20 protein-coding genes are annotated in these 24,011 nt (G+C 71.0%); 11 read left to right on the forward strand and 9 right to left on the reverse strand.

What is annotated here, in order from left to right:
* Positions 1 to 64 precede the first annotated feature (64 nt).
* Together ACWED2_RS31050 and ACWED2_RS31055 are read right to left on the reverse strand one after the other, a co-directional pair.
* Positions 65 to 973 carry a hypothetical protein gene (locus ACWED2_RS31050; protein WP_449694055.1) on the reverse strand — a complete coding sequence of 303 codons (909 nt, stop codon included), beginning with the start codon at positions 971 to 973 and terminating at the stop codon, positions 65 to 67.
* 117 nt (positions 974 to 1,090) lie between these two features.
* Entirely contained in the window at positions 1,091 to 1,891 is an 801-nt protein-coding gene (locus ACWED2_RS31055) for a hypothetical protein (RefSeq protein WP_449694137.1), read from the reverse strand.
* A 110-nt stretch (positions 1,892 to 2,001) separates the two neighbouring features.
* Between ACWED2_RS31055 and ACWED2_RS31060 the strand changes: the two genes are divergently transcribed.
* The gene (locus ACWED2_RS31060; RefSeq protein WP_449694056.1) at positions 2,002 to 2,775 is read left to right on the forward strand and encodes a deoxyribonuclease IV; all 774 of its coding nucleotides are present in this window, start codon (positions 2,002 to 2,004) and stop codon (positions 2,773 to 2,775) included.
* Here the strand turns inward: ACWED2_RS31060 and ACWED2_RS31065 are convergent.
* Positions 2,772 to 4,322 carry a glycosyltransferase family 87 protein gene (locus tag ACWED2_RS31065; protein WP_449694057.1) on the reverse strand — a complete coding sequence of 517 codons (1,551 nt, stop codon included), beginning with the start codon at positions 4,320 to 4,322 and terminating at the stop codon, positions 2,772 to 2,774. The two genes, ACWED2_RS31060 and ACWED2_RS31065, sit on opposite strands and share 4 nt — an antisense overlap.
* A gap of 48 nt (positions 4,323 to 4,370) precedes the next feature.
* Positions 4,371 to 5,429: an ROK family transcriptional regulator gene (locus ACWED2_RS31070; RefSeq protein ID WP_449694058.1), complete on the reverse strand. Its 1,059-nt coding sequence runs from the start codon at positions 5,427 to 5,429 to the stop codon at positions 4,371 to 4,373.
* 76 nt (positions 5,430 to 5,505) lie between these two features.
* Between ACWED2_RS31070 and ACWED2_RS31075 the strand changes: the two genes are divergently transcribed.
* The gene (locus tag ACWED2_RS31075) at positions 5,506 to 6,552 is read left to right on the forward strand and encodes a Gfo/Idh/MocA family oxidoreductase (RefSeq protein WP_449694059.1); all 1,047 of its coding nucleotides are present in this window, start codon (positions 5,506 to 5,508) and stop codon (positions 6,550 to 6,552) included.
* A 54-nt stretch (positions 6,553 to 6,606) separates the two neighbouring features.
* On the opposite strand, the gene ACWED2_RS31080 is transcribed toward ACWED2_RS31075, so the two are convergent.
* The 3 genes from ACWED2_RS31080 to ACWED2_RS31090 all read right to left on the reverse strand — a co-directional run bounded on the left by ACWED2_RS31080 (position 6,607) and on the right by ACWED2_RS31090 (position 12,217).
* Positions 6,607 to 8,799: a transglycosylase domain-containing protein gene (locus ACWED2_RS31080; protein ID WP_449694060.1), complete on the reverse strand. Its 2,193-nt coding sequence runs from the start codon at positions 8,797 to 8,799 to the stop codon at positions 6,607 to 6,609.
* 297 nt (positions 8,800 to 9,096) lie between these two features.
* Positions 9,097 to 11,754 (reverse strand): transglycosylase domain-containing protein, encoded by a 2,658-nt coding sequence (locus ACWED2_RS31085; RefSeq protein WP_449694061.1) that lies wholly within the window; start codon positions 11,752 to 11,754, stop codon positions 9,097 to 9,099.
* A 67-nt stretch (positions 11,755 to 11,821) separates the two neighbouring features.
* Positions 11,822 to 12,217 (reverse strand): DUF5318 domain-containing protein, encoded by a 396-nt coding sequence (locus ACWED2_RS31090; RefSeq protein WP_191313503.1) that lies wholly within the window; start codon positions 12,215 to 12,217, stop codon positions 11,822 to 11,824.
* Positions 12,218 to 12,462: 245 nt separating this feature from the next.
* Here ACWED2_RS31090 and ACWED2_RS31095 point away from each other — a divergent pair, with 245 nt between their 5' ends.
* The 4 genes from ACWED2_RS31095 to ACWED2_RS31110 all read left to right on the forward strand — a co-directional run bounded on the left by ACWED2_RS31095 (position 12,463) and on the right by ACWED2_RS31110 (position 15,609).
* The gene (locus ACWED2_RS31095; protein ID WP_086679623.1) at positions 12,463 to 13,008 is read left to right on the forward strand and encodes a PadR family transcriptional regulator; all 546 of its coding nucleotides are present in this window, start codon (positions 12,463 to 12,465) and stop codon (positions 13,006 to 13,008) included.
* A 72-nt stretch (positions 13,009 to 13,080) separates the two neighbouring features.
* Complete coding sequence (locus ACWED2_RS31100) at positions 13,081 to 14,169, forward strand: inositol-3-phosphate synthase (protein WP_449694062.1); 1,089 nt, start codon at positions 13,081 to 13,083, stop codon at positions 14,167 to 14,169.
* Positions 14,170 to 14,371: 202 nt separating this feature from the next.
* On the forward strand, positions 14,372 to 14,890 hold the full coding sequence (locus ACWED2_RS31105; RefSeq protein ID WP_449694063.1) for an RNA polymerase sigma factor: 519 nt from the start codon (positions 14,372 to 14,374) through the stop codon (positions 14,888 to 14,890).
* Positions 14,887 to 15,609 (forward strand): hypothetical protein, encoded by a 723-nt coding sequence (locus ACWED2_RS31110; protein WP_449694064.1) that lies wholly within the window; start codon positions 14,887 to 14,889, stop codon positions 15,607 to 15,609. Before ACWED2_RS31105 ends, ACWED2_RS31110 begins: the two co-directional genes overlap by 4 nt.
* Here the strand turns inward: ACWED2_RS31110 and ACWED2_RS31115 are convergent.
* Positions 15,575 to 16,213: an HAD family hydrolase gene (locus ACWED2_RS31115; RefSeq protein ID WP_449694065.1), complete on the reverse strand. Its 639-nt coding sequence runs from the start codon at positions 16,211 to 16,213 to the stop codon at positions 15,575 to 15,577. The two genes, ACWED2_RS31110 and ACWED2_RS31115, sit on opposite strands and share 35 nt — an antisense overlap.
* 66 nt (positions 16,214 to 16,279) lie before the next feature.
* On the opposite strand from ACWED2_RS31115, the gene ACWED2_RS31120 reads away from it, so the two are divergent.
* The 5 genes from ACWED2_RS31120 to ACWED2_RS31140 all read left to right on the forward strand — a co-directional run bounded on the left by ACWED2_RS31120 (position 16,280) and on the right by ACWED2_RS31140 (position 22,690).
* A complete protein-coding gene (locus tag ACWED2_RS31120) occupies positions 16,280 to 16,738 on the forward strand; it encodes a MarR family winged helix-turn-helix transcriptional regulator (RefSeq protein ID WP_449694066.1) in 459 nt (152 codons plus the stop codon).
* On the forward strand, positions 16,728 to 17,945 hold the full coding sequence (locus tag ACWED2_RS31125) for an MFS transporter (protein WP_449694067.1): 1,218 nt from the start codon (positions 16,728 to 16,730) through the stop codon (positions 17,943 to 17,945). Before ACWED2_RS31120 ends, ACWED2_RS31125 begins: the two co-directional genes overlap by 11 nt.
* Positions 17,946 to 18,117: 172 nt before the next feature.
* The gene (locus tag ACWED2_RS31130) at positions 18,118 to 20,202 is read left to right on the forward strand and encodes a PhoX family protein (protein WP_449694068.1); all 2,085 of its coding nucleotides are present in this window, start codon (positions 18,118 to 18,120) and stop codon (positions 20,200 to 20,202) included.
* A gap of 179 nt (positions 20,203 to 20,381) precedes the next feature.
* Entirely contained in the window at positions 20,382 to 22,016 is a 1,635-nt protein-coding gene (locus tag ACWED2_RS31135) for a DUF7850 domain-containing protein (protein ID WP_449694069.1), read from the forward strand.
* Complete coding sequence (locus tag ACWED2_RS31140) at positions 22,013 to 22,690, forward strand: SDR family oxidoreductase (RefSeq protein ID WP_449694070.1); 678 nt, start codon at positions 22,013 to 22,015, stop codon at positions 22,688 to 22,690. The genes ACWED2_RS31135 and ACWED2_RS31140 overlap by 4 nt, the downstream gene beginning before the upstream one ends.
* Here ACWED2_RS31140 and ACWED2_RS31145 read toward each other — a convergent pair.
* Positions 22,687 to 23,994 carry an amidohydrolase family protein gene (locus ACWED2_RS31145; RefSeq protein ID WP_449694071.1) on the reverse strand — a complete coding sequence of 436 codons (1,308 nt, stop codon included), beginning with the start codon at positions 23,992 to 23,994 and terminating at the stop codon, positions 22,687 to 22,689. The genes ACWED2_RS31140 and ACWED2_RS31145 overlap by 4 nt on opposite strands.
* Between the last annotated feature and the right edge of the window lie 17 nt (positions 23,995 to 24,011).

The raw sequence follows: 24,011 nt of genomic DNA on the forward strand, positions 1-24,011 counted from the left end.
CGGGGCGTCGTCCTGAACAACAGGGTCAACGAGGGCGATACGCGAAAGATACTCGGCAGTCAGATCAATTCGCAGCGGCCATTCGGCGGAGTACCCAGGTGCGGACGAGGCCCGCGCTGACTCCGGAGAGTGCCAGAACCGCGATCAGCAGCGGCAGGTTCGACCCGTTCGTGAACCCGTCCGATGCGGACGGTAGTGCTTCGGCCTGGCCTGCGGTCTGCACGCCGGAACTGCCGTCCGGCGTGCCCTCCGGGCTGGTGAGGCCGTACTGCGGGGCGTAACCCGGGATCTGGCTGCCGTACCGGATCGCCGGCGACGGCGAGAACAGCCCGGCCGTCGCGAACGGGATGCCGCTGTAGTCGCGCATCGGGGCGTAACCCGTGCCGAAGGTGAACGGGAAGCCGCCGAACACCGGCGTGCTCGCGAAGCCGGGCAGGAGCGGGCTGTTCGCGTCCGGGATCGGCATGGTGCCCGCCGGGGTGCCGCCCTGCGGCGCGCCCCCGGAGCCGCCCTGGGCCGGCGGCTGCTGCTGGGGGTTGCCGCCCGAGCCGCCGGGTTGCTGCGGGGCTGGCTGGCCGCCGCCGCTGAGCGAGCGGAGACCCTGCTGGGTGCCGCTGGTGACGCCTTGGACACCCTGGTTGATCGCGCTCGCCGCGGGCGCGCCGATCACCGGCACCGGCGAGACGACGGTGTTCACCACGTTCACGGTGACCTGGCAGAGGGTGCCGAGGACCGCGTTGATCGTCCCGGTCAGCACTTTGGTGCCGTCCGTGACCACGCCGAGGTTGAGCGGGAGGCCGAGCAGCGGCGTCGTGGCCTTGACCGTGTCGCCGGGCTTGGCGCTGATCGTGTCGCCGCACTTGGCCGTGATCGTGTCCGCGGAGGCCGTTCCGGGCATGCCGAGCAGTGCCGAACCGGCGAGGACGACCGCCGTCGCACCGACCGCCGTAGCCCTCCGTGTCCGATCCTGCATGCTCGCCGCCCCTGCTGTCGTCGCCTACTGCCCAGTACAACGACGCTAAGGCAGCCGGGTGACGCTCGCTCGTTCAAAAATGTCCGGCATTCGGGTGGAAGGCGGCGTCACCGTGCGTCAGGCGGGGCTGCGGCGGATCCAGGCCCGGACGAGCGCGGCCGCGACGATCGCCAGCGCCAGCACCGCGAGCAGCATCGGCAGCTTCGCCGGTGGCGTGACCGCCGGCAGTGCCTCCGCCGTGCCGGACCTCTGGGCGTCGACCGTCGGCGGCGGGACCTGCCGGCCGGGGATGATCTGGGCGATCACCGGCGCCTGCACCAGGCTGCCGGGCAGCAGTGCGGCGTTGGTGTAGATGCCCGAGATCGCGTCGCCCGGCAGGCCGGCGTTCCCCGGGCCGGAGACCACCGGGCCGGTGCTGCTGCCCGGCGGGTTCGGCCCCGGGTTCGGCGGGTTCGGGGCGGGCGGGGCCGGCGGAGCGGGCTGCGGCGGCTTCGGGCCCGGCGACGGCGGCAGCGACGGCAGCTCGGAGGCCACGCCCTGGGTCAGGTTGCCGACCGCGTTGACCGTGCCCTGCGCGGCCGGGCAGACGCCCTTGGCCGTGGCGTCGCCGACCAGCGGCACCTGGCCGATGCCGAGCGCCTTCACCGTGTCGCCGAGCGGCAGCGTGAGCAGGGGTGCCGAGCCGTCCGTGTTCCGCGAGCTCGAGTCGAGGCCGACGGTGAGCTGGTTCGGGGCGTTCAGCGGGGCGCCGGCGTCGAGCGTCAGACCGGACGCGCTCCCCTGCTGCAGCGTCGCCTCACAGCTGCCGCCGAGGGTGGGGCTGGTCTCCGCGTTCGCCACGCCCGGCGCCGCGAGCGCGGCCGAAGCGGCGATGGTGAAACCCAGTGCGGTGATCCGGGCGACGTGCTTCCCCATCATGCCCTCCGGCAGTCGGACCAATCTGGATCACGGAACGCGCTCACGGTACTCCACGAGCGTCACCAACCGGTCCCACAGGGGAAAGATGCACCCGGAGTAGCGTGCTCGGCATGCTGATTGGCGCCCATGTCCGTGACGACGACCCGTTGACCGCGGTCGCCGAGCGCAAAGCCGACGTCGTCCAGTTCTTCCTCTCCGACCCGCAGGGCTGGAAGGCCCCGAAGCCGCACCCGCACGGCGAGGCCATCGCCGCGGACCCGGTCGAGGTGTTCATCCACTCTCCCTACCTCATCAACGTGGCTTCGCTGAACAACCGGATCCGGATCCCGTCCCGGAAGAACGTCACGCAACACGCGGACGGCGCCGCCGCGATCGGCGCGAAGGGCCTGATCGTGCACGGCGGGCACGTCGGCGCGAACGACGACGTCGAGGCCGGGCTGGACAACTGGCGCAAGCTGTTCGAGCGCGAGCAGGAGAAGGGCGGCTTCAAGGTCCCGATCCTGATCGAGAACACCGCCGGCGGCGAAAACGCGATGACCCGCGACCTCGACGTGATCGCCCGGCTGTGGGACAAGGTCGGCGAGTTCGGCGCCGGGTTCTGCCTGGACACCTGCCACGCGTTCGCCGCGGGGTGGGACCTGGCCACCGCCGTGGAGAAGGTCAAGGCCATCACCGGCCGGATCGACCTGGTGCACCTCAACAACTCCCGCGACGAGTTCGGCTCGACCCGCGACCGGCACGCCAACGTCGTGCAGGGCGAGGGCACGATCGACCCCGAGGTGCTGGTCGCCGTCGCCCGCGAGGCGGGTGCCCCGGTCGTCGTCGAGACGCCGGCCGACGGGCAGGCGACCGACATCGCGTACCTGCGGGAACAGCTCGGTTAGACGGACACGGCCTTCCGGCGGCGCCGGGTGGCGTTCGGGATGATCACGTCCCGGGCGCCGTCGAGGAAGCCGCCGGCCGGGTCGTCGTCGCCGTCCATCCGCACCAGGTCGGTCGCCGGGCGGTAGATCTCCCGCACCACCAGCACGCACAGCCCGACGACCGCGAGGTCGCGGACCACGACCGTGCCGAGGAACCAGCCCTCCGGCAGGCCCTTGTGGTCGACGCCGAGGTAGTAGAACATCCGCGGCACCCAGACCACGGCGTCGATCAGCATCCAGCCGAGCAGCAGCCGCCAGCGCGGGATGGCCAGCACCGCCAGCGGGACGAGCCACAGCGAGTACTGCGGGCTCCACACCTTGTTGGTGAGCAGAAACGCGGCCACCACGAGGAACGCGAGCTGACCGACGCGCGGACGGCGCGGCGCGGCGAGCGCGAGGTAGGCGATCCCGGCGCAGCAGGTCAGGAACAGCACGGCCACCGTGACGTTCAGGTACGTCGGCGTCTGGTTCTTCTCCAGCACGCCGTCGAACCCGGCCCAGCCGGTGGTGTACGAGAAGACGTTGTACAGCGAGTCCGGGTCCATCGGCCGCAGCGTGCTCATCCGGAAGAATTCCCACCAGCCGCGGGTGGCGGTGAGGATGAACGGCGCGTTCACCGCCAGCCACGTCACGACGGTGGCGCCCGCGGTCTTCCAGAACGGCGTCAGCTTCCCGGCGCGCAGGCACAGGAAGAACAGCACCCCGACCAGGAAGAGCGGGTAGAGCTTCGCCGTCGCGCCCAGCCCGAGCAGGAGGCCGGCGAGCAGCGGGCGTTTGCGCGCCCAGGCCAGCAGGCCGGTCGCGGTGAACGCGGTCGCGATCGCGTCGAAGTTGGTGAAGGCGTGCACCAGCACCAGCGGCGAGATCGCGACCAGGACCATGTCCCACGGACGGCGTTTCACGGTGCGGCCGGTCGCCCAGACGGTGACGAGCCAGGCGAGCCCGAGGAAGAACGCCGTGATGTCGAAGTAGATCGCCACCGGCAGGGCGCCGGGCAGCCAGCCGGACTGGGCGACGTTGTACCAGCCCGCGGCGAGCTTCGCGTTCGCCCACTGGAAGAGCCCGGTGAGCACCGGGTACTCCATGTACCGGGTGTTGTTCTCGGCGGTCTGCGAGCTCTCCTTCCACGACGTGTAGTACGGGAAGGTGCCCGGCCGGTCGAGCCGCTCGGAGCCGTAGAGCGGCACGATGTCGGAGTAGCACATCGCGACGAACGGGCGGCCCGCGCGCCAGTCGAGCTGGGTCGCGCCGCTGGAGTCCTGGTACTGCTGGATGCAGGAGCCCTTGCCGAACCAGCACAGCATCAGCGCCAGCGTGGCCAGCAGCAGCCCGACGCGCTGGGGTGACCAGAACCAGTGCCTGCCGACCGCCGCGTGCTCACCCAGCGGGCCGCCCAGTGGTCTGGTGACCGCCGCGGCGAGGGGCTCGTTCCAGCTCGGGACGACCCGTTCCGCCCGGGTCAGCGTCACGGGAGCGGGTTCCGCTTCCCGCGTGGTCTCCTCTGGCACGAGGCGGATCGTATCGGTGATCGGCGTGCGTGGCGGTGAAGCCGGTGATCATGCCGGATTCGCGTAGTACGAGGCCAGGACCTCGGCGGCCGCCCCGCGGGTGACGATCTCCTCGCCGGAGGCGTCTTCCACGACCTCGATGCGCTGCCAGTGCGGCAGCGGAAGCAGCTCTTCGAGCCGGGCCGAGACGGCTTCGCGGTGGACGTCCGGCTCGTCCCGGACCGCCCGCCCGGCCAGCACGATCCGCTCCAGGTCGAGCACCTGCACCAGGTCGGCGAGCCCGATGCCGAGGAAGCCGGCGGCGGTCCGCGTGTCGGGGGCCTGCTTGGCCATGATCTCGACGCAGCCGCGCCGCCCGCAGGCGCAGCGCGGCCCGTCGTAGGCGATCGTGGTGTGCCCGAACTCACCCGCGTTGGTCCGCGGGCCGCGGTAGAGCCGTCCGTCGATCAGCAGGCCGACGCCGATGCCGGTGCCGACGAGCACCACCGCGGTCGCCGTCGGGTCGCCGTGCGGCCAGAGCCGGGCGAACGCGGCGGCGTTGGTGTTCTTGTCGAGCGTCACCGGCAGCCCGGTGCGCTGCTCCAGCAGCTCGCGCAGGGGGACGTCGTGCCAGCCGGGCATGTTCGTCGCGTCGCGGACCAGGCCGGCGCGGTGGTCCAGCGGGCCGACCGCGCCGAGGCCGAGGCCGAGCACGTCGAAGCCGTCGGCGAGCTCGAGCGCGGTGGCGCCGATCGCGTCGACGGCCTGCGCGGGCGTGAAGCCGGGCGGCAGCGGGCCGCCCGCCGTCTCCTCGACCTCGCCGACGAGGTTGCTGCGCAGCACGCGGTACTCGTCGCGGTCGAGGCGCGCGCCGAGCGCGTGCCTGGCGCCCGCCCGGATGCGCAGCAACGTGCGGGGCTTGCCGACGCCGGCCGACGGCTGCCGCTGCTCGTCCAGCAGGCCGGTGTCGAGGAGCTCGGGGACGATCTTGGAGACGGCCTGCTGGGTGAGCCCGGTGCGTTCGGCGAGCTCGACCCGGCTGAGGCCGCCGGCGCGCAGGATGTGCGTGAGCAGCAGGGCACGGTTGTGCTCGCGCACGTCGCGCAGGTTCACCCCGGTGTCCGCCATGGACAGGATCTTCGCACGGCCGGCCAGTTAGGCAACGCTGTTGTTTTATTAAGGGCGCGCGGGGTTTAATGACGGCATGGCGGACGACTTGCGCGTGGGCATCCTCGGGTACGGCATCGGGGGACGCGTCTTCCACGCGCCCCTGGTGGCGGCGACGCCCGGGCTCACCCCGGCGGTGATCACGACGTCGGGCAACGCCGCACAAGCGCGGATCGACCACCCGGGCGCGGAGGTCGTGCCGGACGCGGACGCGTTGTTCGAGCGCGCGGGTGACCTCGACCTCGTCGTGGTCAGCACCCCGAACCGCACGCACGTGCCGCTCGCGCTGCGGGCGATCGAAGCCGGCCTGCCGGCGGTCGTCGACAAGCCGTTCGCGCCGACCGCCGCCGAAGCCCAGCAGGTCGTCGACGCGGCGAAGGCGGCGGGCGTCGGCCTGACGGTGTTCCAGAACCGGCGCCTCGACTCCGACTTCCTGACCGTGCGGAAGGTCCTCGACTCCGGGCGCCTCGGCGAGGTGTTCCGCTTCGAGTCCCGCTACGACCGCTGGGTGCCGAAGCCCAAGGACAACTGGCGCGAGTTCGGCGACCCCGCCGAGGCCGGCGGCCTGCTCTACGACCTCGGCGCGCACATCGTCGACCAGGCGCTGCAGCTGTTCGGCCCGGTCAGCACGGTCTACGCGGAGGCCGACCGCCGCCGCGCCGGCGTGCAGGTCGACGACGACGTCTTCGTCGCCCTGCACCACGCGAACGGCGTCCGCTCGCACCTGTGGGCGACCGCGCTGGCAGCCACCCTCAACCCGCGGTTCCGGCTGCTCGGCGACCGGGCGACGTTCACCAAGTACGGCCTCGACGTGCAGGAACCGCAGATCAAGGCGGGCCTGCGGCCCGGCGACGCCGGCTGGGGCACCGAGCCCGCGGCGGACGCCGGGAAGCTCGGCGTCGGCCCGGAGATCGAGACCGTGCCCACCGAAGTCGGCCGCTACGAGCAGTTCTACGCCCAGGTGCGTGACGCCCTGCGCGGTGAAGGCGAGTTCCCGGTCGACCCGGCGTCCTCGGTCGAGGTCCTGCGCGTGATCGAGGCCGCGCACCGCTCCGGCGTCGAAGGCACCGTGGTCGAGCTCTGACCCCCTGACCGGCCGTGACCTCGTTGACCCCCAGCTCCGAGGTCACGGCCACCTTCACGGCCCGGCCGGGGTGGTCACGGGCCCGACGTTCGCCTGGCCGGTGTCGTTCCCGTTCCCGGCTCTGGGTGGCCGGCCGTCGCGCCGTCCCCCGCGGTTCTGCTGTTGCTGTTGCTGCTGTTGGAACTGCTGAAGCTGTTGCTGGAACTGTTGTTGCTGTTGCTGGAACTGGTTGTCGCCGCGGCCGACGGTGACGCCCTGATCCTGCTGCTGGAACTGCTGCTGTTGTTGCTGCTGCTGGAACTGGAGCTGCAGCTGGAGCTGGTCGTCCTGCGGCGAGGTGATCGCCTGCACCCGGTCGAACCGTTCGGCCGGCTTCCCGGCCAGGTAGAGCTGCATGAACCGCTGCCACACCGGACCGGCCACGACCGACGGGGTCAGCGGCTGGCCGGTCGGGCCGCGCAGGGCCTTGTCACCGTCGCCGCCCACCCACACCGCGGCGGAGACCGAAGGCGTGTAGCCCACCATCCACGTCTGCGAGTTCGTGTTCGCCGCGGACGCGGGTTCGTTGTCGCCGGGCGTGTGCTGCTGGGTGCCGGTCTTGCCCGCGCATTCGTGGCCGACCGGGCAGGTCAGCCGCGAAAACGGGATCACCGGCGCCAGCGCGGCGGTCACGTTCCCGGCGATCTGCCTGCTCTTGCCGCGGTCGTTGTCCGCGAACGCGTCCGTCGCGCGCACGTCGGCCTCGTAGGCGGTTTCGCCCTCGGAGTTCGTCACCTTCTGCACGAAGTGCCGGCTGTGCTGGACGCCGCCGGCGGCGAAGGTCGCGTACGCCGCCGCCATGTCCGCCGGCGTGACCGCGGTCTGGCCACCGCCGATGGAGATGTTGTTGTCCCCGGTGAACAGCACGCTGCGGCCGCCGGTGTCCTTCGTCCGGATACCCGCCTCCTGCGCGGCTTCGGCCACCCCGCCGGGCTTGGTCACGTTGAGCACCATGTCGTAGAAGACGGTGTTGGTGGACCGCTGCATCGCCTCGGCCACCGTGCACGTCTCCGAGCAGCTGCTGGTGGCTCCGGCGTTGCGCACCGGCAGCGGCACGTCGGGGAACGTCCGCGGCGAGCGGCCGTCGAAGACCGCGTTCAGCCCGCGGCCGCCCTTGAGGAACGCCGTGAGGTCGAACGGTTTCATCGACGACCCGGGGTTGTGGGCCTCGTCCGCCCAGTCGCGACCGGCCTGGTCCTCGCCGTTCGGGCCCTTCACGATCGGCGCGCCGCCGTAGTAGGCGAGCACGCCGCCGGACTTCGGGTCGACGGCGACGAGCGCGTCGAGGATGCGGTCGTCGGTCTGCCCGGCCATGCCCTCGGCCACGGCCTTCTCGGCGGCTTCCTGCGCCTTCGAGTCGATCGTCGTGAACACCTGGAACCCACCCGAGTAGTACTTCTCCTCGGGGATCCCCGCCGCGGCCAGCTCGGCCTTGACCTGCTTCTTGACGAACGGGTTGAGCTTGGTCCCCTGCTGCCGCGATTCGACGAGCGGCACCGGCGTCGGGAACTTCGCCGCCTTCCGGTCCGCGGCCGTGAGGTACCCGTTGCGCTGCATGCGGTCCAGGGCCGTGCCCCACCGGTCGCGGGCGACCGTCGCGTTCTCCGACCGGCCCGGCTGCTGGATCAGCCCGGCGAGCAACGCGGCCTCGGAGTAGTTCAGCTGAGCGGCGTCCTTGCCGAAGTACGCCTGCGCCGCCGCCTGGATGCCGTACGCGCCGCGGCCGAAGTAGATGATGTTGAGGTAGGCGGTGATGATGTCCGCCTTCTCGTAGGTCTGGTTCATCTTGAACGACTTCGCCAGCTCGACCCACTTGCGCGTCAACGTCGGCGCGTCGTCGCCGGAGGCGTTCTTGATGTACTGCTGCGAAATCGTCGAGCCGCCGCCGGACCCGCCGGTGACCTGGTTGTAGGCGGCCCGCGCGATACCGGTGAGGTCGAAGCCGGAGTTGGTCTCGAAGGACGCGTCCTCGGTGGCGATCACGGCCTTCTTGACGACGTCCGGGATCTGGGCCGGGCTGAGGATCTGCCGGTTCCCGCCGGCGGGCACGTCCTTGCCCATCTCGGTGCCGTCGGCGTAGAGGTAGGTGACCGCCTGGCCCTGCGACTGCGCGACCTTGTCCGGCGAAGGCACGTCGACGGCGAAGTAGGTGATCACGAAGGCGACCGCGGGCACCAGGAAGAACAGGCCGGCCAGCACGTACAGCACCCGGCGGACGATCTTCCAGCGGCGTCTCCGCTGGTCCGGCCGGGCGTCCGGGATGACGTCGGTGGCGGGGTCGTCCGGTTCGGCCGGCCGCGGGAGGGGCCGGCGTGGCTGGTAACGACCACGCGGAACCGGCCTTCGGCCGGACCTCGAGCGATTTCGGTCGGTGTACACGGGCCGTCCTCCGGTACGCCGGTGGGCTGCGGGCGCAGACCCCTCGACACTCCACACGGACCACGGACGGCGGTGGTTCACCGGAAACGCGAAGGCCCCGCACCGGGAACGGTGCGAGGCCTTCGGTCATCCTTCCGAGCCGGGTGGTCTGCCGAGCCCGTCGCCGCCGCCGGGCAGCGACGGGGTCGTCGGCGGCCGCGGCCCGCGCGACCTGGACGTCGAGGTCTCGGTTTCGGTGGGCGTCTCCGTCGGCGTCTCGGACGGCGTCGAGGTCGGCGTCTCCGTCGGCGTCGCCGTCTCCGAGGGCTTCGTCGGCGTCGTGGTCACCTCGTTGACGTCCTTGCCGAGCGGCTCGACCTTGTCGAACTTCTCCGGCGGCTTGCCCTTGAGGTAGAGGTCCAGGAACTTCGCCCAGGTCGGGCCGGCGATCGTCGAACCGAAGATCGGCTTGCCCTTCGAGTCGTGCAGCGGCTGGTTGCCGTCGCCGCCGACCCACACCGCCGCCGACACCGACGGGGTGTAGCCCACCATCCACGTCTGGGCGTTGAGGTTGCCGTACGACGCCGGGTCGCCTTCCTTGGGCGAGTACTGCTGCGTACCGGTCTTGCCGGCGCACTCGTGGCCGGTCGGGCACTTCAGGTGCGAATGATCGATGACCGGCTTCAGCGATTCGGTGACGTTGCCGGCGATCTGCTGGCTCTTCGCCGCGTCGTTGTCGAACGCCGGGTTGGACTTGATGTTGTTCTCGTCGAACTCCACCTCGTCCTGGGCGTTCGTCAGCTTCGAGACGAAGTGCTGCTCGTGGTAGACGCCGCCGCTGGCGAACGACGCGTACGCCGCGGCCATGTCCCTCGGGGCCACCTGGGTCCTACCACCACCGAGCGAGATGTTGTTGTCTCCGGCGAACAGGGTGGCGGTGCCACCTTCGTCGGTCGTCCGGATACCGGCCTGCTTCGCCGCCGTCACGACCCCCGACGGTTTCACCTTGTTGAACACCATGTCGTAGAACACGGTGTTCGCCGAAATCTCCATCGCCTTCGCGACCGTGCACTGCGGACCGCAGCTTTCGTTCTCGCCCGCGTTGCGGACCGGCTTGGCGACCCCGGGGAACGTGCGCTTGTCCGAGCCGTCGAACGTGTCGCCGAGGCCCCCGCCCATCTTGAGGAACCCGGTCAGGTCGAACGGCTTCATCGACGAGCCCGGGTTGCGGGCCTGGTTCGCCCGGTCCTGCCCGATCGCGTCCTTGCCGTCCTTGTCCTTCACGGTTTCCGGGCCGTAGTTGTAGGCGAGGATCCCGCCGGTCTTCGGGTCCACGGCGACGAGCGCGGCGAGCAGTTTGTCGTCCGTCTGGCCCTTCATGCCCTGCTCGACGGCCTGGTCCGCCGCGTCCTGCGCCGCCGGATCGATCGTGGTGTAGATCTTGGCGCCGGTGGAGAACAGCTTGGTCTCGTCGTAACCCTTCGCGCCCAGCTCTTCCTTGATCCGCTGCTGGAGCTGGAAGGTCATCTTGCCCGCGTTCTGCTCCTTGTTCGCGTTCTTCGGGATCGGCGTCGGGAACTGCGCGGCCGCGCGTTCGTCGGCGCGCAGCCACTTGTTGGCCACCATCTGGTCCATCACGTACGTCCACCGGCGCTGGGCGTAGTCCTGGTTCTCCGATTTGCTCGGTCCCTGGATCAGGCCGGCCAGCAGCGCGGCTTCCGACGCGTTGAGGTCCTTGGCGTCCTTGTTGAAGAAGGACTTCGCGGCCGCCTGGATGCCGCTCGCCCCGCGGCCGAAGTAGATGATGTTCAGGTAGCCGGTGATGATCTCTTCTTTGGACTGCTGGTTGTTCATCTTGAACGACTTCGCCAGCTCGGTCCACTTGCGGGTCAGGGTCGGGGCGTCGTTCTCCGTGGCCTTCTTGATGTACTGCTGGGAGATGGTCGACCCACCGCCCTGACCGCCGGTGGCCTGGTTGAACACCGCGCGGAGGATGCCGGTGACGTCGAAGCCGGAGTTGGTCTCGAACGTCGCGTCCTCGGCCGAGTACACGGCGTGCTTGACGACCTCGGGGATCTCGCCCGGCTTGAGCAGCTGGCGGTTGCCGCTCTTGGGCACTTCCTTGCCCATCTCCGTCTTGCCGTCGGCGTAGTAGTAGGTGATCGGCTGGCTCTGCAGGGCCGCGACGCTCTCCGGCGTCGGCACGTCGACCATGAAGTAGGTGATCACGAACGCGATCGCCGGCACGACGAAGAAGACGCCGACGCACGCGTACGCGACCCGCCGGATGATCTTCCAGCGGCGCTTCTTCCGCTGCTCCGGGGTAAGGACCTTGCGGCCCTTCTCGTCGAGCTCCTGCTGGGGCTCGACGTCGTCGGCGAACTCGTCGAACCGGTCGTCGTCGTACGGGTCGTAGGTGTCTTCGGTCCCGTTGTGCGCGTGGTGGGTGATGAGATCCGGCTCACGTGCCGGTTCCGGATCCGGGCGGCGGCCACCGGGAGGCGGCTGCCGGAAGCCTTGCGGGGGCGATCCGGGCGGTCCACCGGGACGGCGGCCGCCGGGTGGTGGCGGCTGACGACGGCCGGCGCCGCCCTGGGGGGCTTGCGGGCGTCGTGGCTGCTCACCGGGCCACTGCTGGCCACCTTCGTCGCCGGCGGGCCAGGACGGCCGGGCGTTACCCCGAGGCGGGGTAGCGCGCCGCGGCGACTCACCGGGCCACGCGGGGCCCGCGTCTTCACCCGGCCACTGGGCGCGGCGAGGTGCGTCTGGCTCCTGGTTCGGCCAGGAGCGGTTGTCGTCGGTCACGGATGGGCCTCCCGGATCAGTACCCGCAGGGGCACTGACCTGCGTGTTGCGATGGTCGTACGGTGGCTCACCGGCCCGCGGTCCTTCGCGGACCCGCCGGTTCCCCTGTGCCCAGGACGTATGACCGCACCAAGTGGTTCCAGTGGCACGCCCGGCACACTTCGACGTCGTACACGGTGAACTCGGCGAACGAGCCGGCCATCCTGGCCAGCTCTTCGGGGGTCCGGGCCGAGCCCGCGACGTGCTTGAGCTCGTCGCCGTAGACCCAGGACACCAGGGTCAGCGGCTCCTGGCGGCAGATCGGGCACGGCTGATCGCCGTCCCGGCCGTGGAACTTCGCCGCTCGCAGCAGGTACGGGCTCGCGTCGCAGGCTTCGTAACTGCCGACGCGCCCGGAGCGGACTTCGGCCAGCAGCGCACGGCGCTGCAGCGCGAAATCCACGACCTGCCGCTGGTTAATCACGAGGACAGAGTACGGGCTCTTCCTGTGACGTCCACGCCCCCTAGCGCGGGCAGGCCGCTGACCGGGGTGGACACGCCGGACGTTCGATAACTCTCCGGTGAATTTCGCCCCCACTGGGTACTGGGGCAAGGTTAGCTTCGCCACTTCGATGTATCGGCGCGATATAGTGGCTGAGTAGGTTGGATCGAGGCGCTCGTTCGGAGCAACGCGGGTGGTCTCGGTTTGTTCCCGAAAGGGGGTGCGGTGTGCTGGAGTTCGCGATCCTCGGTCTTCTGCACGAAGCGCCCATGCACGGGTACGTGCTGCGCAAGCGGCTGCACGAGACGCTCGGCACGTTCCGGACGTTCTCGTACGGCTCGCTGTACCCGACCCTGCGGAAGCTGCTGCGGGCCGGGTACCTGGTCGAGGAGCTGGACGAGGCCGACGACCGGGCGTGGTCGCGGCGCGGGCGGCGGGTCTACAAGCTCACCGCGGAGGGCAAGGAGCGCTTCGGTGAGCTGCTCGGCGACGCCGGGCCGCAGACCTGGGACGACGAAGGTTTCGGCGTCCACCTGGCCTTCTTCTCGCGGACCCCGGCCGACGTGCGGATGCGGATCCTCGAGGGCCGCCGACGCCGCGTCGAAGAACGCCGTGAGGGCATGCGGGCGGCGTTGGCCAGGGCCGAGGAGAAGATCGATCGCTACACCCGCGAGCTGCACCGGCTGGGGCTGGAGACCAGCGAGCGGGAGGTGCGCTGGCTCAACGAGCTGATCGCGCACGAACAGGCCGAGCGGCAGGGTCCGGAGACCTGAGCCGCCCGGCGCGGGCCGCAGCGTCGCGGCACCTGACCTACTGAACAGACACGGATTGAAGGAGAAACCCCCATGGGCGAGAACCGCCGCGTACGGGTGGCCATCGTGGGCGTCGGCAACTGTGCGGCGTCGCTGGTCCAGGGTGTCCAGTACTACCGCGACGCGGACCCGGCCACCCGCGTCCCCGGTCTGATGCACGTCGACTTCGGCGGCTACCACGTCCGCGACATCGAGTTCGTCGCCGCGTTCGACGTGGACGCCAAGAAGGTCAGCCGCGACCTGTCCGAGGCGATCTTCGCCTCCGAGAACAACACCATCAAGATCGCCGACGTGCCGCCGCTCGGCGTCACCGTCCAGCGCGGTCACACCCACGACGGCCTGGGCCGCTTCTACCGCGAGACGATCGAGGAGTCCGACGAGACCCCGGTCGACGTCGTCGCCGCGCTGCGCGAGGCGCAGGCCGACGTGCTCGTGTCGTACCTGCCCGTGGGCTCCGAGGTGGCCGACAAGTTCTACGCCCAGGCCGCGATCGACGCCGGTGTGGCGTTCGTCAACGCGCTGCCGGTGTTCATCGCCTCCGACCCGGAGTGGGCCAAGAAGTTCACCGACGCCGGCGTCCCGATCGTCGGCGACGACATCAAGTCGCAGGTCGGCGCCACCATCACGCACCGCGTGCTGGCGAAGCTGTTCGAGGACCGCGGCGTCCAGCTCGACCGGACGATGCAGCTCAACGTGGGCGGGAACATGGACTTCCTGAACATGAAGGAGCTCGAGCGGCTCGAGTCGAAGAAGATCTCCAAGACCCAGTCCGTCACCTCGCAGGTCGACCGCGAGCTGGGCAAGGGCAACGTCCACATCGGACCGTCGGACTACGTCCAGTGGCTCGACGACCGCAAGTGGGCGTACGTCCGGCTCGAGGGCCGCGCGTTCGGCGACGTGCCGCTGAACCTGGAGTACAAGCTCGAGGTGTGGGACTCCCCCAACTCGGCGGGCATCATCATCGACGCCGTCCGCGCCGCGAAGATCGCGCTCGACCGCGGCATCGGCGGCCCGATCCTGTCGGCGTCCTCCTACTTCATGAAGTCGCCGCCGGAGCAGTACGACGACGCGACGGCTCGCGACGCCGTGGAGAAGTTCATCCGCGGCGAAGTCGAGCGCTAAGCCGTCCCCGGAGAAGGCCGTCACCGCTGGTGGCGGCCTTCTCCGCGTGTTGGACACCGTGCCGGTCTTTACCCATCCGACCACAGCCACGGCCGATGGCTTGGGAGCGGAGGTTACGTGTCGTTCGGGGGACGGCCTACTTTTTGGCCGGATGGGTAAACCGGTGGGGCGGGGCAGGCGTTGGCGGGGTGTGAGTGCGAGCGTGGGCGAAAGCGCGCCGGGGGACCTGGGCGCGCCGACCTTCCACGACCTGTTCCGGGAGTACTTCGGCCAGATGACCCGGCTGGCCCACCTGCTCGGCGCGGACGACGCGGAGAACGTCGCGCAGGAGGCCTTCGTCAAGCTCCACCAGCGCTGGGACTCCCTGACCGACCACACGCGGGTGGCCGGCTACTTGCGCACGACCGTGGTGAACATGACGCGGTCGCGGACCCGGCACCTGCGCGTCGTCCGGCGGACCCCGCCGGACCGGCCGCCCGACGAGGTGTCGGCCGAGGTCAAGGCGGTGGCGAACTGGGAGCACCAGCGCTTGCGCGCGGTGCTGGTGCGGCTGTCGCGGCGGCAGCGCGAAGTGCTGGTGCTGCGGTACTGGCTGGACTTGAGCACGGTCGCCATCGCTGAGACCCTCGGTATCTCACCGGGCACGGTCAAGGCGACGACGCACCACGCGATGGAGAACCTGCGCAAGCACCTGGGGGACGACCCGGGAGGTGAGCGATGACCGACCTCGAACGCAAACTGGCCGAGACGCTGCGAGAACAGGCCGGGGAGGTCACGCCCAACCTCGAGGCGGCCTGGGCGGAGCAGCAGCGCCGGCAGCGGCGGCCTTCGCGCGGCCGCCGGGCCGCGGTGTGGATCGCGCCCCTGGCCGCGGTCCTGGTGGTGCTGACCAGTGTGGCGATCGCCACGCAGGTCAACATCGCCCAGCCGCCGCCGCAGCCCGCGAAGCAGCCGGGACAGGAGCTGGTGTTCGCCAAGCCCGAGATCGCGCCGCAGAACCTGGCCGGCAGCCGCGAGCCGGTGGCGCTCATCGACTTCGCCGGCCAGACGAACACCTGGACCTCCTACGCGACCAACCCCACCGACCCGGCGGGCCGCCCTTGGTTCTGCGTCGAGACCTTCGCCAAGGGCACCACCCACGGCGGGCTCGGCTCGCAGTTCGGCATCGAGTCGCCGTCGTGCGTACCGCGGTCGGACGGGGTCGTCCGGGCCGGGTATGTGGGTAAGGACGGAGGCCCGCTGCCGGCGGGGAAGGCGGTCATCCTGGTCAGTGCCGAGGTTCGGGGCCTGCGCCTCTACGACGCGGCCGGCGACCTGAGCCCGGCGAAGGAGGTCGGCGCGCTAGGGCGTGACCGGGTGTTCCTCGCCGACGTGAAGCCGGGTTCGCCGCCGGTCCGCTACGAGATCAACCCAACCCAAGCGCTCCCGGCAAGTCGGTGATCTTTTCCGCCACCGCCGTGGCCTGCTTCAGCACCTCCGGGTCCGGCGGGAAGTGCGGGTTCGGCACCGCATAAACCGCCATCCCCGCCGCCAGCGCGGACCGCAGCCCGTTCGTCGTGTCCTCCACCGCCGCGCAGTCCGCGGGCGCCACGCCCAGCAGCTCGGCCGCCCGCAGGTACACGTCCGGCGCCGGCTTCCCCGCTCCGACCTGCTCGGACGACACCGCCGCCCCCACCGGCAGACCCGTCACGTCCAGGAACCCCTTGATCAGGATCACCGGTGACGAGCTCGCGATCGCCACCGGCCACCGGGCCGACACCTGGCGCACGACGTCCACCGCACCGGGGATCAGCGGTGGCTCCGCCGCGTACCGGGCGGCCATCCGCTTGACCACCAGCGTGGCGATCTCGGCCGGGGTGGTCCGCGCGCCCAGCTCCTCCACCAGGTAGCGCGCCCATTCCGGGGTGCTCATCCCCTGCTGTGCCCGGGTCGCCTCCTCGCGCCAGGTGCCGCCGTGCTCGGCGACGACCGCGCGCCGCACTTCGTCCCAGATCCGCTCGGAGTCCACCAGTACGCCGTCGAGGTCGAAGATCACCGCGTCCATGGCCCGAGCCTAGCTTGTGAGCGGACTTACTTAGCTACCCTTACTAATTTTTGTTAGCCTGGCTAAGTGACTTCCGCGATCACCGATCTCGCCCACCGGCTGCGGCCGCTGGTCTTCCGGCTGTACCACCAGGTGCGCCGCCAGACCCCGCAGCTGACGCTGACCCTCACCCAGGGTTCGGTGCTGAGTGAGCTGGTCAACGGCGGTCCGCGGCGGATGAGCGCGCTGGCCGAGCTCGAGCAGGTCAAGCTGCCGTCGATGACCGACGTCGTCGGCAGGCTCGAACGGCTCGGCCTGGCGACCCGCCGCCCGGACCCCGCCGACGGCCGGGCGGTGCTGGTCGAAGTCACCGACGAGGGCCTGCGCTTTTACACCGAACTGGTGACGGCTCGCGAGGAATTCCTGCGCGAGCGGCTCATCGCCATGGACGAGACCGACCGCGCCGCGATCGAAGCCGCCCTGCCCGCTCTCGCCAAATTGCTCGTCGACACCAAGAAGGAGGAACTGATCAGCGATGAGCGCTGAACACCACTCGAGCCTGCTGGACGCGGTCAAGGGCCAGCCCAAGCAGGTGTGGATCACCGCGTTCGCCGCGGTCATCGCCTTCATGGGGATCGGCCTGGTCGACCCGATCCTGCTGTCCATCGCCAAGGGGCTGGACGCGACGCCGTCGCAGGTCACCCTGCTGTTCTCGTCCTACCTCGGTGTCCAGGTCGTCGCGATGCTGCTCACCGGCGCGGCGAGCGCCCGCTTCGGCGCGAAGCGGACCGTCCTCGTCGGGCTGACGCTGATCGTCGCGGCCACCGCACTGTGCGCGGCCGCCGGGTCGATCGAGCAGCTCGTCGGGCTGCGTGCGGTCTGGGGCCTCGGCAACGCGTTCTTCATCGCGACGGCGCTTTCGGTGATCGTCGGTGCCGCGACCGGCGGCCAGTCCGGCGCGATCCTGCTCTACGAGGCCGCTCTCGGTGTCGGCCTGTCGGTCGGCCCCCTGCTGGGCGCGCTGCTCGGCAGCATCTCGTGGCGGGGCCCGTTCCTCGGCACGGCGATCCTGATGGCGGGCGCGCTCGTGCTGTGCGCGGTCTTCCTCGACAGCGACCGGCACGAGCGGCGGGCGCCGGTCAAGCTGCTCGACCCGCTGCGCGCGCTGAAGCACCCCGGCCTGCTGCGCACCTCGGTCGCTTCCGCGCTGTACACGGCCGCGTTCTTCGCGGTGCTCGCCTGGTCGCCGTTCGTCCTCGGCTGGAGCGCGATCGCCGTCGGCCTGGTCTTCTGCGGCTGGGGCCTCTGCGTCGCCGTCGCCGGAGTCGCCCTCGCGCCGCGGCTGGCCGCCCGGCTCGGCGAGCGGCACGCCGCCGCGGCCGCCGTCTTCGGGTACGCCGTGCTGATGCTGGTCCTCGCCGTGCCGAGCAAGCCGGTGCTGGTCGCCGGGATCATCGTCTCCGGGCTGGTGTCCGGCCTGCTGAACACGCTGTTCACCGGCACCGCGATGGCGATCAGCGACGCGCCGCGCCCGGTCGCCAGCGCGGGCTACAACTTCTGCCGCTGGCTGGGTGGCGCCGTGGCCGCGACGCTCGTCGGGCACGTCGCCGAGTGGTTCGGCTCGCCGCAGGCGCCGTTCGTCGCCTCCGCCGTGCTGTGCGTGGTCGCGGGTGCGCTGCTCTCGTTGCGGGAGAAGAAGGCGGACCCGCACACCGTGCCGAAGGAAGCGGTGCTCGTCGGCGAAGAGTTCTGATCTCACGCTGGGCGACGGCCCCTGGACCAAGTGTCCGGGGGCCGTCGGCCGTTCAGGGGGCCCGCGCGTGGGCATTGCGAGCAATACACCCGTTGTTCATCCAGAAGTCTGGATCGGCTGGTTTTGGGCACATACGGTCGCTTCGTTCCCGAACTCCCACCATGGAGGCGCTGTGCCCGACCGTCTGCTCCCGCTGTTCCCCGCGCACGCGGGTGGACGTTCCCCGATCACCTGCGAGTACCGCTGCGGCAACGCCTGCGCCCACCCGGAGGCGAACGAGACCGACAACGAGTACTTCGGCGACATCGTCAAGGACATCAGCCGCCGCCGCGTCTTCAAGGCCGGCGCCGTGATGGCCGCCGCCGCGGGCGGGTTCGCCGCGCTCTCCACGGGTACTGCGGCCGCCGCGCCCGCCGACGTCTCGGCGAACGGCCACGGCGGCCCGAAGCCGCGCCCGGTCCCCGGCACCGACTTCACGCCGGTCCCGCCGAACAAGCTCGACGCGGTCAGCATCCCCGACGGCTACGCCCAGCGCGTCGTCGTCCGCTGGGGCGACCCGGTCGTCGCGGGCGCGCCGAAGTTCGACTTCACCAAGCAGACCGCGGCCGCGCAGGCCAAGCAGTTCGGCTACAACAACGACTTCGTCGGCCTGATCCCGCAGGACCCGCTGGGGCTGTCGAACCTGCTCGTGGTGAACCACGAGTACACGACCGAGGTCCACATGTTCCCGGCCGACCAGTACGACCCGGCGAACCCGACCGAGGAGCAGGCGAAGATCGCCTGGGCGGCGCACGGCCTTTCGGTGCTGCAGGCCCGCCGCGACCCGATCCACGGCGGCCTGGAGGTGGTCCCGAGCCGGTACGGCCGCCGGATCACCCTCGACACGATCTTCGAGGTCCGCGGCCCGGCCGCCGGCTCGAAGTTCCTCCAGACGTCGGCCGACCCGACCGGCCGCAAGGTCCGCGGCACGCAGAACAACTGCTCGGGCGGCGTGACGCCGTGGGGCACGGTGCTCTCCGGCGAGGAGAACTTCGACCAGTACTTCGCCAACTCCGACAAGGTCACCGACCCGGTCACGGCGGCGCGGCTCAAGCGCTACTCCGTCGGCGCCGGCACGAGCACCCGCAAGTGGGAGCGGTTCGACAAGCGCTGGGACGTCGCGCAGGAGCCGAACGAGCCGAACCGGTTCGGCTGGGTCGTCGAGATCGACCCGAACGACCCGAACTCGACGCCGATCAAGCACACCGCGCTCGGCCGGTTCAAGCACGAGGCCGCGAACATCAAGATCACCGCCGATGGCCGGGTCGCCGTCTACTCCGGTGACGACAGCCGCTTCGAGTACATCTACAAGTTCGTCTCCAAGGGCAAGTACAAGCCGGGCAACAGCGCGCACGCGCGTCGCCACAACTCGGCGCTGCTCGACGAGGGCACGCTGTACGTCGCCCGCTTCACCGGCGACAGCCCGGCCGCGGAGATCGACGGCAAGGGCACGCTGCCCGCCGACGGCGAGTTCGACGGCACCGGCGAGTGGATCCCGCTGGCCAGTGGCAACAAGTCCTTTGTGGACGGCTTCACTGCCGAAGAGGTCTACGTCTTCACCCGCCAGGCCGCCGACAAGGTCGCCGCCACGAAGATGGACCGGCCGGAGGACATCGAGCCGAACCCGGTCAACGGCCGGATCTACGCGGCGCTGACCAACAACAGCGACCGCGGCGCGGCGGGCAAGGCCGGCGTCGACGAGGTCAACCCGCGGGTGAGCAACAAGAACGGCCACGTCCTCGAGTGGGAGGAGAACTGCGGCGACGCGGCGTCGACGAAGTTCTCCTGGCGGCTGCTGCTGGTCTGCGGTGACCCCAAGGCCGCCGACACCTACTTCGGCGGCTTCCCGAAGGACCAGGTCAGCCCGATCTCCTGCCCGGACAACGTGGCCTTCGACCGGCACGGCAACCTGTGGGTCGCCACCGACGGCAACGCACTCGGCGCGAACGACGGCCTGTTCTCGGTGCCGGTCACCGGCCCGGAGCGCGGCCACGTCAAGCAGTTCCTCTCGGTGCCGGTCGGCGCCGAGACCTGCGGCCCGGTCGTCACCGACAACCTGGTGCTCGTCGCCGTCCAGCACCCGGGTGAGAACGCGACGAGTTCGGCGAACCCGACGTCGCACTGGCCCGACGGCGGCACCGCGCAGCCGCGGCCGGCCATCGTCTCGGTGTGGAAGAAGGGCCGCTTCGGGCTGCCCGGCCGCATCGGCGAGCGCTAACGCACCGGGCCCGCACCGCCGAAGGTTCAATGAACCTTGTTCAGCCGTCGGCAGGCGCGAGAGGTCGCTTCGGGTCCACCGCTCGCGATCCGTAGCGCCTGCCTAACCAGAACAAGGTTCACTCTTAAGTGGACGCTTCTCGGCCGGTGCGGGCTCCCACTGCGCGCCATAGTCGAGAGGTGATCTTCTCGGGGCGCACGGCGGCGGTGGCGGTGGTGGCGATCGCGGCGGCCGTCGTGCCCGCGTCCGCGTCCGTCGCCGAGGACGCGCCACCGGTCTGCGGCGGGCTTGCGGCGAACCCGAGCGTCGAGCTCATGGCGCGCAACGGCGCCCCGGACGGGTACGTGTTCGCGCCGGCCGCCCCGGTCCCGCCCGGAACTCCGGCGACCAAGGTGCCGAAGCTGGCGACGGAGCACCAGTACGCCGTCGACGGGCAGCGGTCGGCGGCCATCCAGACGCCGGACGGCAAGACCAGCACCGCCTACCAGACCGAGCGGTTCGTCCCCGGCGGCGTGTACGCGCTCAGCGTCTGGACCGCTTCGCGCGCGCCGCGGTACGAACCCGGCACCGGCCTGCGGTTCTTCGACGCCACCGGCACGCAGGTGCAGGAGACCAAACTGGTCGCCGACCACTACGTCGGCGACGACGCCCTCGTGCGGCAGAACTTCCCGGCGGCGACGGCACCGGCGAAGGCGGCCGCGGTGAAGTTCTTCGCCACGACCACCCTCGACCGGCTGTACTGGGACTGCGTCGACCTCCAGCTCGCGGCGTACTCGGTGAAGAAGGAAGTGCGGAACCCGGCGACCGGCGCGTGGGCGTCGTTCGCGACGGTCACCGCGGGCGAGACCGCGCACTACCGCGTCACCGTGACCAACGAGGGCACCCAGGACCTGACCGGGATCACCGTGCAGGACCCGTGGTGCACCGGCTCGTTCGAGCCGTTCGCGCTGGCCGCGGGCGCGAACCGGCAGCTGACCTGCGACCACCGGGACCTCACGGTGGCCGACAGCGGGCACGTCAACACGGCGAAGGTGACCGGCGTGCACTACGCGGGCGGCACCCTCGGCGACAAGACGGCGTCGGCGACGATCACCGTGCTGCCGCCGCCGGCCATCGCGAAGATCGGCGACTTCGTCTGGGCGGACCGCAACCGCGACGGCCTCCAGGACCCGGCCGAGCCCGGCGTCGCGGGCGTCAAGGTGACGCTGAAGGACGGCGCGGGCGGCACGGTCGGCACCACAGCGACCGACGACAAGGGCAAGTACAGCTTCGAAAAGCTGAAGGACGGCACGTACCAGGTCTGCTTCGCCGTCCCGGTGGACTTCACGGTGACCCGCCGCGACGCCGGCAGCGAGGACCGCGATTCGGACGCCGGCCCGGACGGCTGCACCGCGGCGCGCACCGTGGGCGGCCCCGCCCACGAGGACTTCGCGGCGGACCTCGGGCTGGTGTCGCCGACGAACCGGATCGGCGACCTCACCTGGTCCGACACGAACGGCGACGGCCGGCAGGACGCGGGCGAGCCGGGCCTCGGCGGCGTCAAGGTGGTGCTGAAGGACGCCGCCGGCAAGGAAGTGGCGAGCGTGGTCACGGGCCCCGACGGCTCGTACGGCTTCGACGCCCTGGAGGACGGCACGTACCAGGTGTGCTTCACCGCGGACGGCCACCACCCGACGGCCAAGGACACCGGCGACGACACCGCCGACTCCGACGCGGACCCGGCGTCCGGCTGCACGGACCTGCGCACCCTCGGCGCCGGAAAGCGCGAAGACCGCACGGTGGACGCCGGGTTCGCCGCTACGGTGAGGTCATGACGGATCTTCCCCTGGCCCTGGTGACCGGGGCCTCCCGCGGAATCGGCGCGGCGATCGCCCACCAGCTGGCCCCGACCCACCGGGTGCTCCTCGGCGGCCGCGACGCCGACGCACTGGCCGCGCTGGCGAAGGAGCTCCCGGGCGCGAAGCCCTGGCCGGTGGAGCTGACGGACCAGGAGTCCCTGGCGGCGGCGGTCGCGGACATCGCCTCGCTGGACGTCCTGGTCCACTCGGCGGGCGTCGCGCGCTTGGGCCGTATCGAGGACGCCGATGTCGCAGCGTGGCGGGAGAACTTCGAGGTCAACACCCTGGCGGTGGTCGAGCTGACCCGCCTGCTCCTCCCGGCACTGCGCGCGGCCCGAGGACACGTGGTGGTGATCAACTCGGGAGCAGGCCTGAACGCCCGCCCGGGCTGGTCGCCGTACGCGGCGAGCAAGTTCGCGGTCCGCGCCTTCGCCGACGCCCTCCGCGAGGAGGAAAAGGACATCCGCGTGACGTCGGTGTACCCGGGCCGCACGGACACGGAGATGCAGCAGGAGATCTTCGCGGGCGAAGGCCGCGAGTACGACAGGTCGCACCTGCTGACGGCGGACTCGGTGGCGACCGCGGTGGTGACGGCGGTGTCAGCCACCCCGGACGCCCACCCGACGGAGGTCATCCTCCGCCCGCGTTAAGCCCGCAGCCGGGCGGCGGTGTCGGCCACACCGGCCTGCACCTTCGCCCGGTCCACCTTCACCGATTCGCCCTCGGCCACCACCTGCTCACCGGCGACCCAGACATCCCGCACCCGCCGCGATCCGGCCGCCCACACGAGGTTCGACAGCAGCTGCACGTCCGGCACGTCCAGCCCGCAGGCGAACGCCGGGTCGTCCAGGTCGACGTGCACCAGGTCGGCCCACCGCCCCGGCTCCAAGGCACCGATGTCCGACCGGCCCAGCGCCGCCGCGCCACCGCGGGTGGCCAGCAGGAAGACGTCCGCCGCCGTCAAGACCGTCGAGTCACCGGTGGCGAGCCGGGCGAACATGGCCGCGAGCTGCAGTTCTTCCCACAGGTCGAGGTCGTCGTTGGAGGCCGGGCCATCGGTGCCCAGGCCGACCGCGACCCCGGCGGCCCGCAGGTCCGCGATCCGCGCGATCCCCGAGGCCAGCTTCGCGTTCGAGCCAGGGCAATGCGCCATGCCGACGCCGTGGGCGGCGTACAGCGCGATGTCGGCGTCCGACAGGTGGATCGAGTGCGCCGCCAGCACCCGGCCGTCCAGCATGCCCAGCTCGCGAAGCAGTGCCGGCACCGATCCGTGCGTCTCACGCACAGCCGTGTCCTCGGCCGCCGCCTCGGCGACGTGGATCTGCACCAGAGCGCCGCGCGCGGCCGCCGACTCCGCCGTGGCGCGCAGCCCGGCGGAAGAGAGCATGTACGCCGAGTGCGGGCCGTAACCCAGCTCGATGCGGTCGCCGTGGCCGAAGCGGAGGCCGTCCGTGTCGATCCAGCGCTCGATGCCGGCCAGCTGGGCTTTCCAATCGAGGCCCGGCAGCTCCATCACCGGCGGCGCGACCAGCACGCGGCCGCCCGTCGTGAGGACCGCGTCGACCAGCTGCTCGCCTTCGAAGTACATCTCGGCGCTGGTCGTGACGCCGTGGCGGAGCATCTCGACCGAGCCGAGCAGCATGCCGGTGCGGACGTCCTCCGGGCGCAGCTTCGCCTCGGCCGGCCAGATGATCTCGTTGAGCCACGGCAGCAGCGGCAGGTCGCCGCCCATGCCGCGCAGCAGTGTCATCGGGCTGTGCGCGTGCGTGTTGACCAGGCCGGGCAGCAGGATACCGGTCAGGGTGGTGACCGGTGCGGCGGACTCGGGGGCGGTGGCCGCCGGTCCGCAGTAGGAAATGCGCCCGTCGGCGTCGACGTCGACGACCGCGTCACGGAGAAGCGAACAGGACGGGTCGGCGGGGAGAACGACAGGGGCGTGGAAACGGCGTTGCATCTCTGGATACTACGCAC

This window comes from Amycolatopsis sp. NPDC005003 (genome assembly GCF_053600695.1).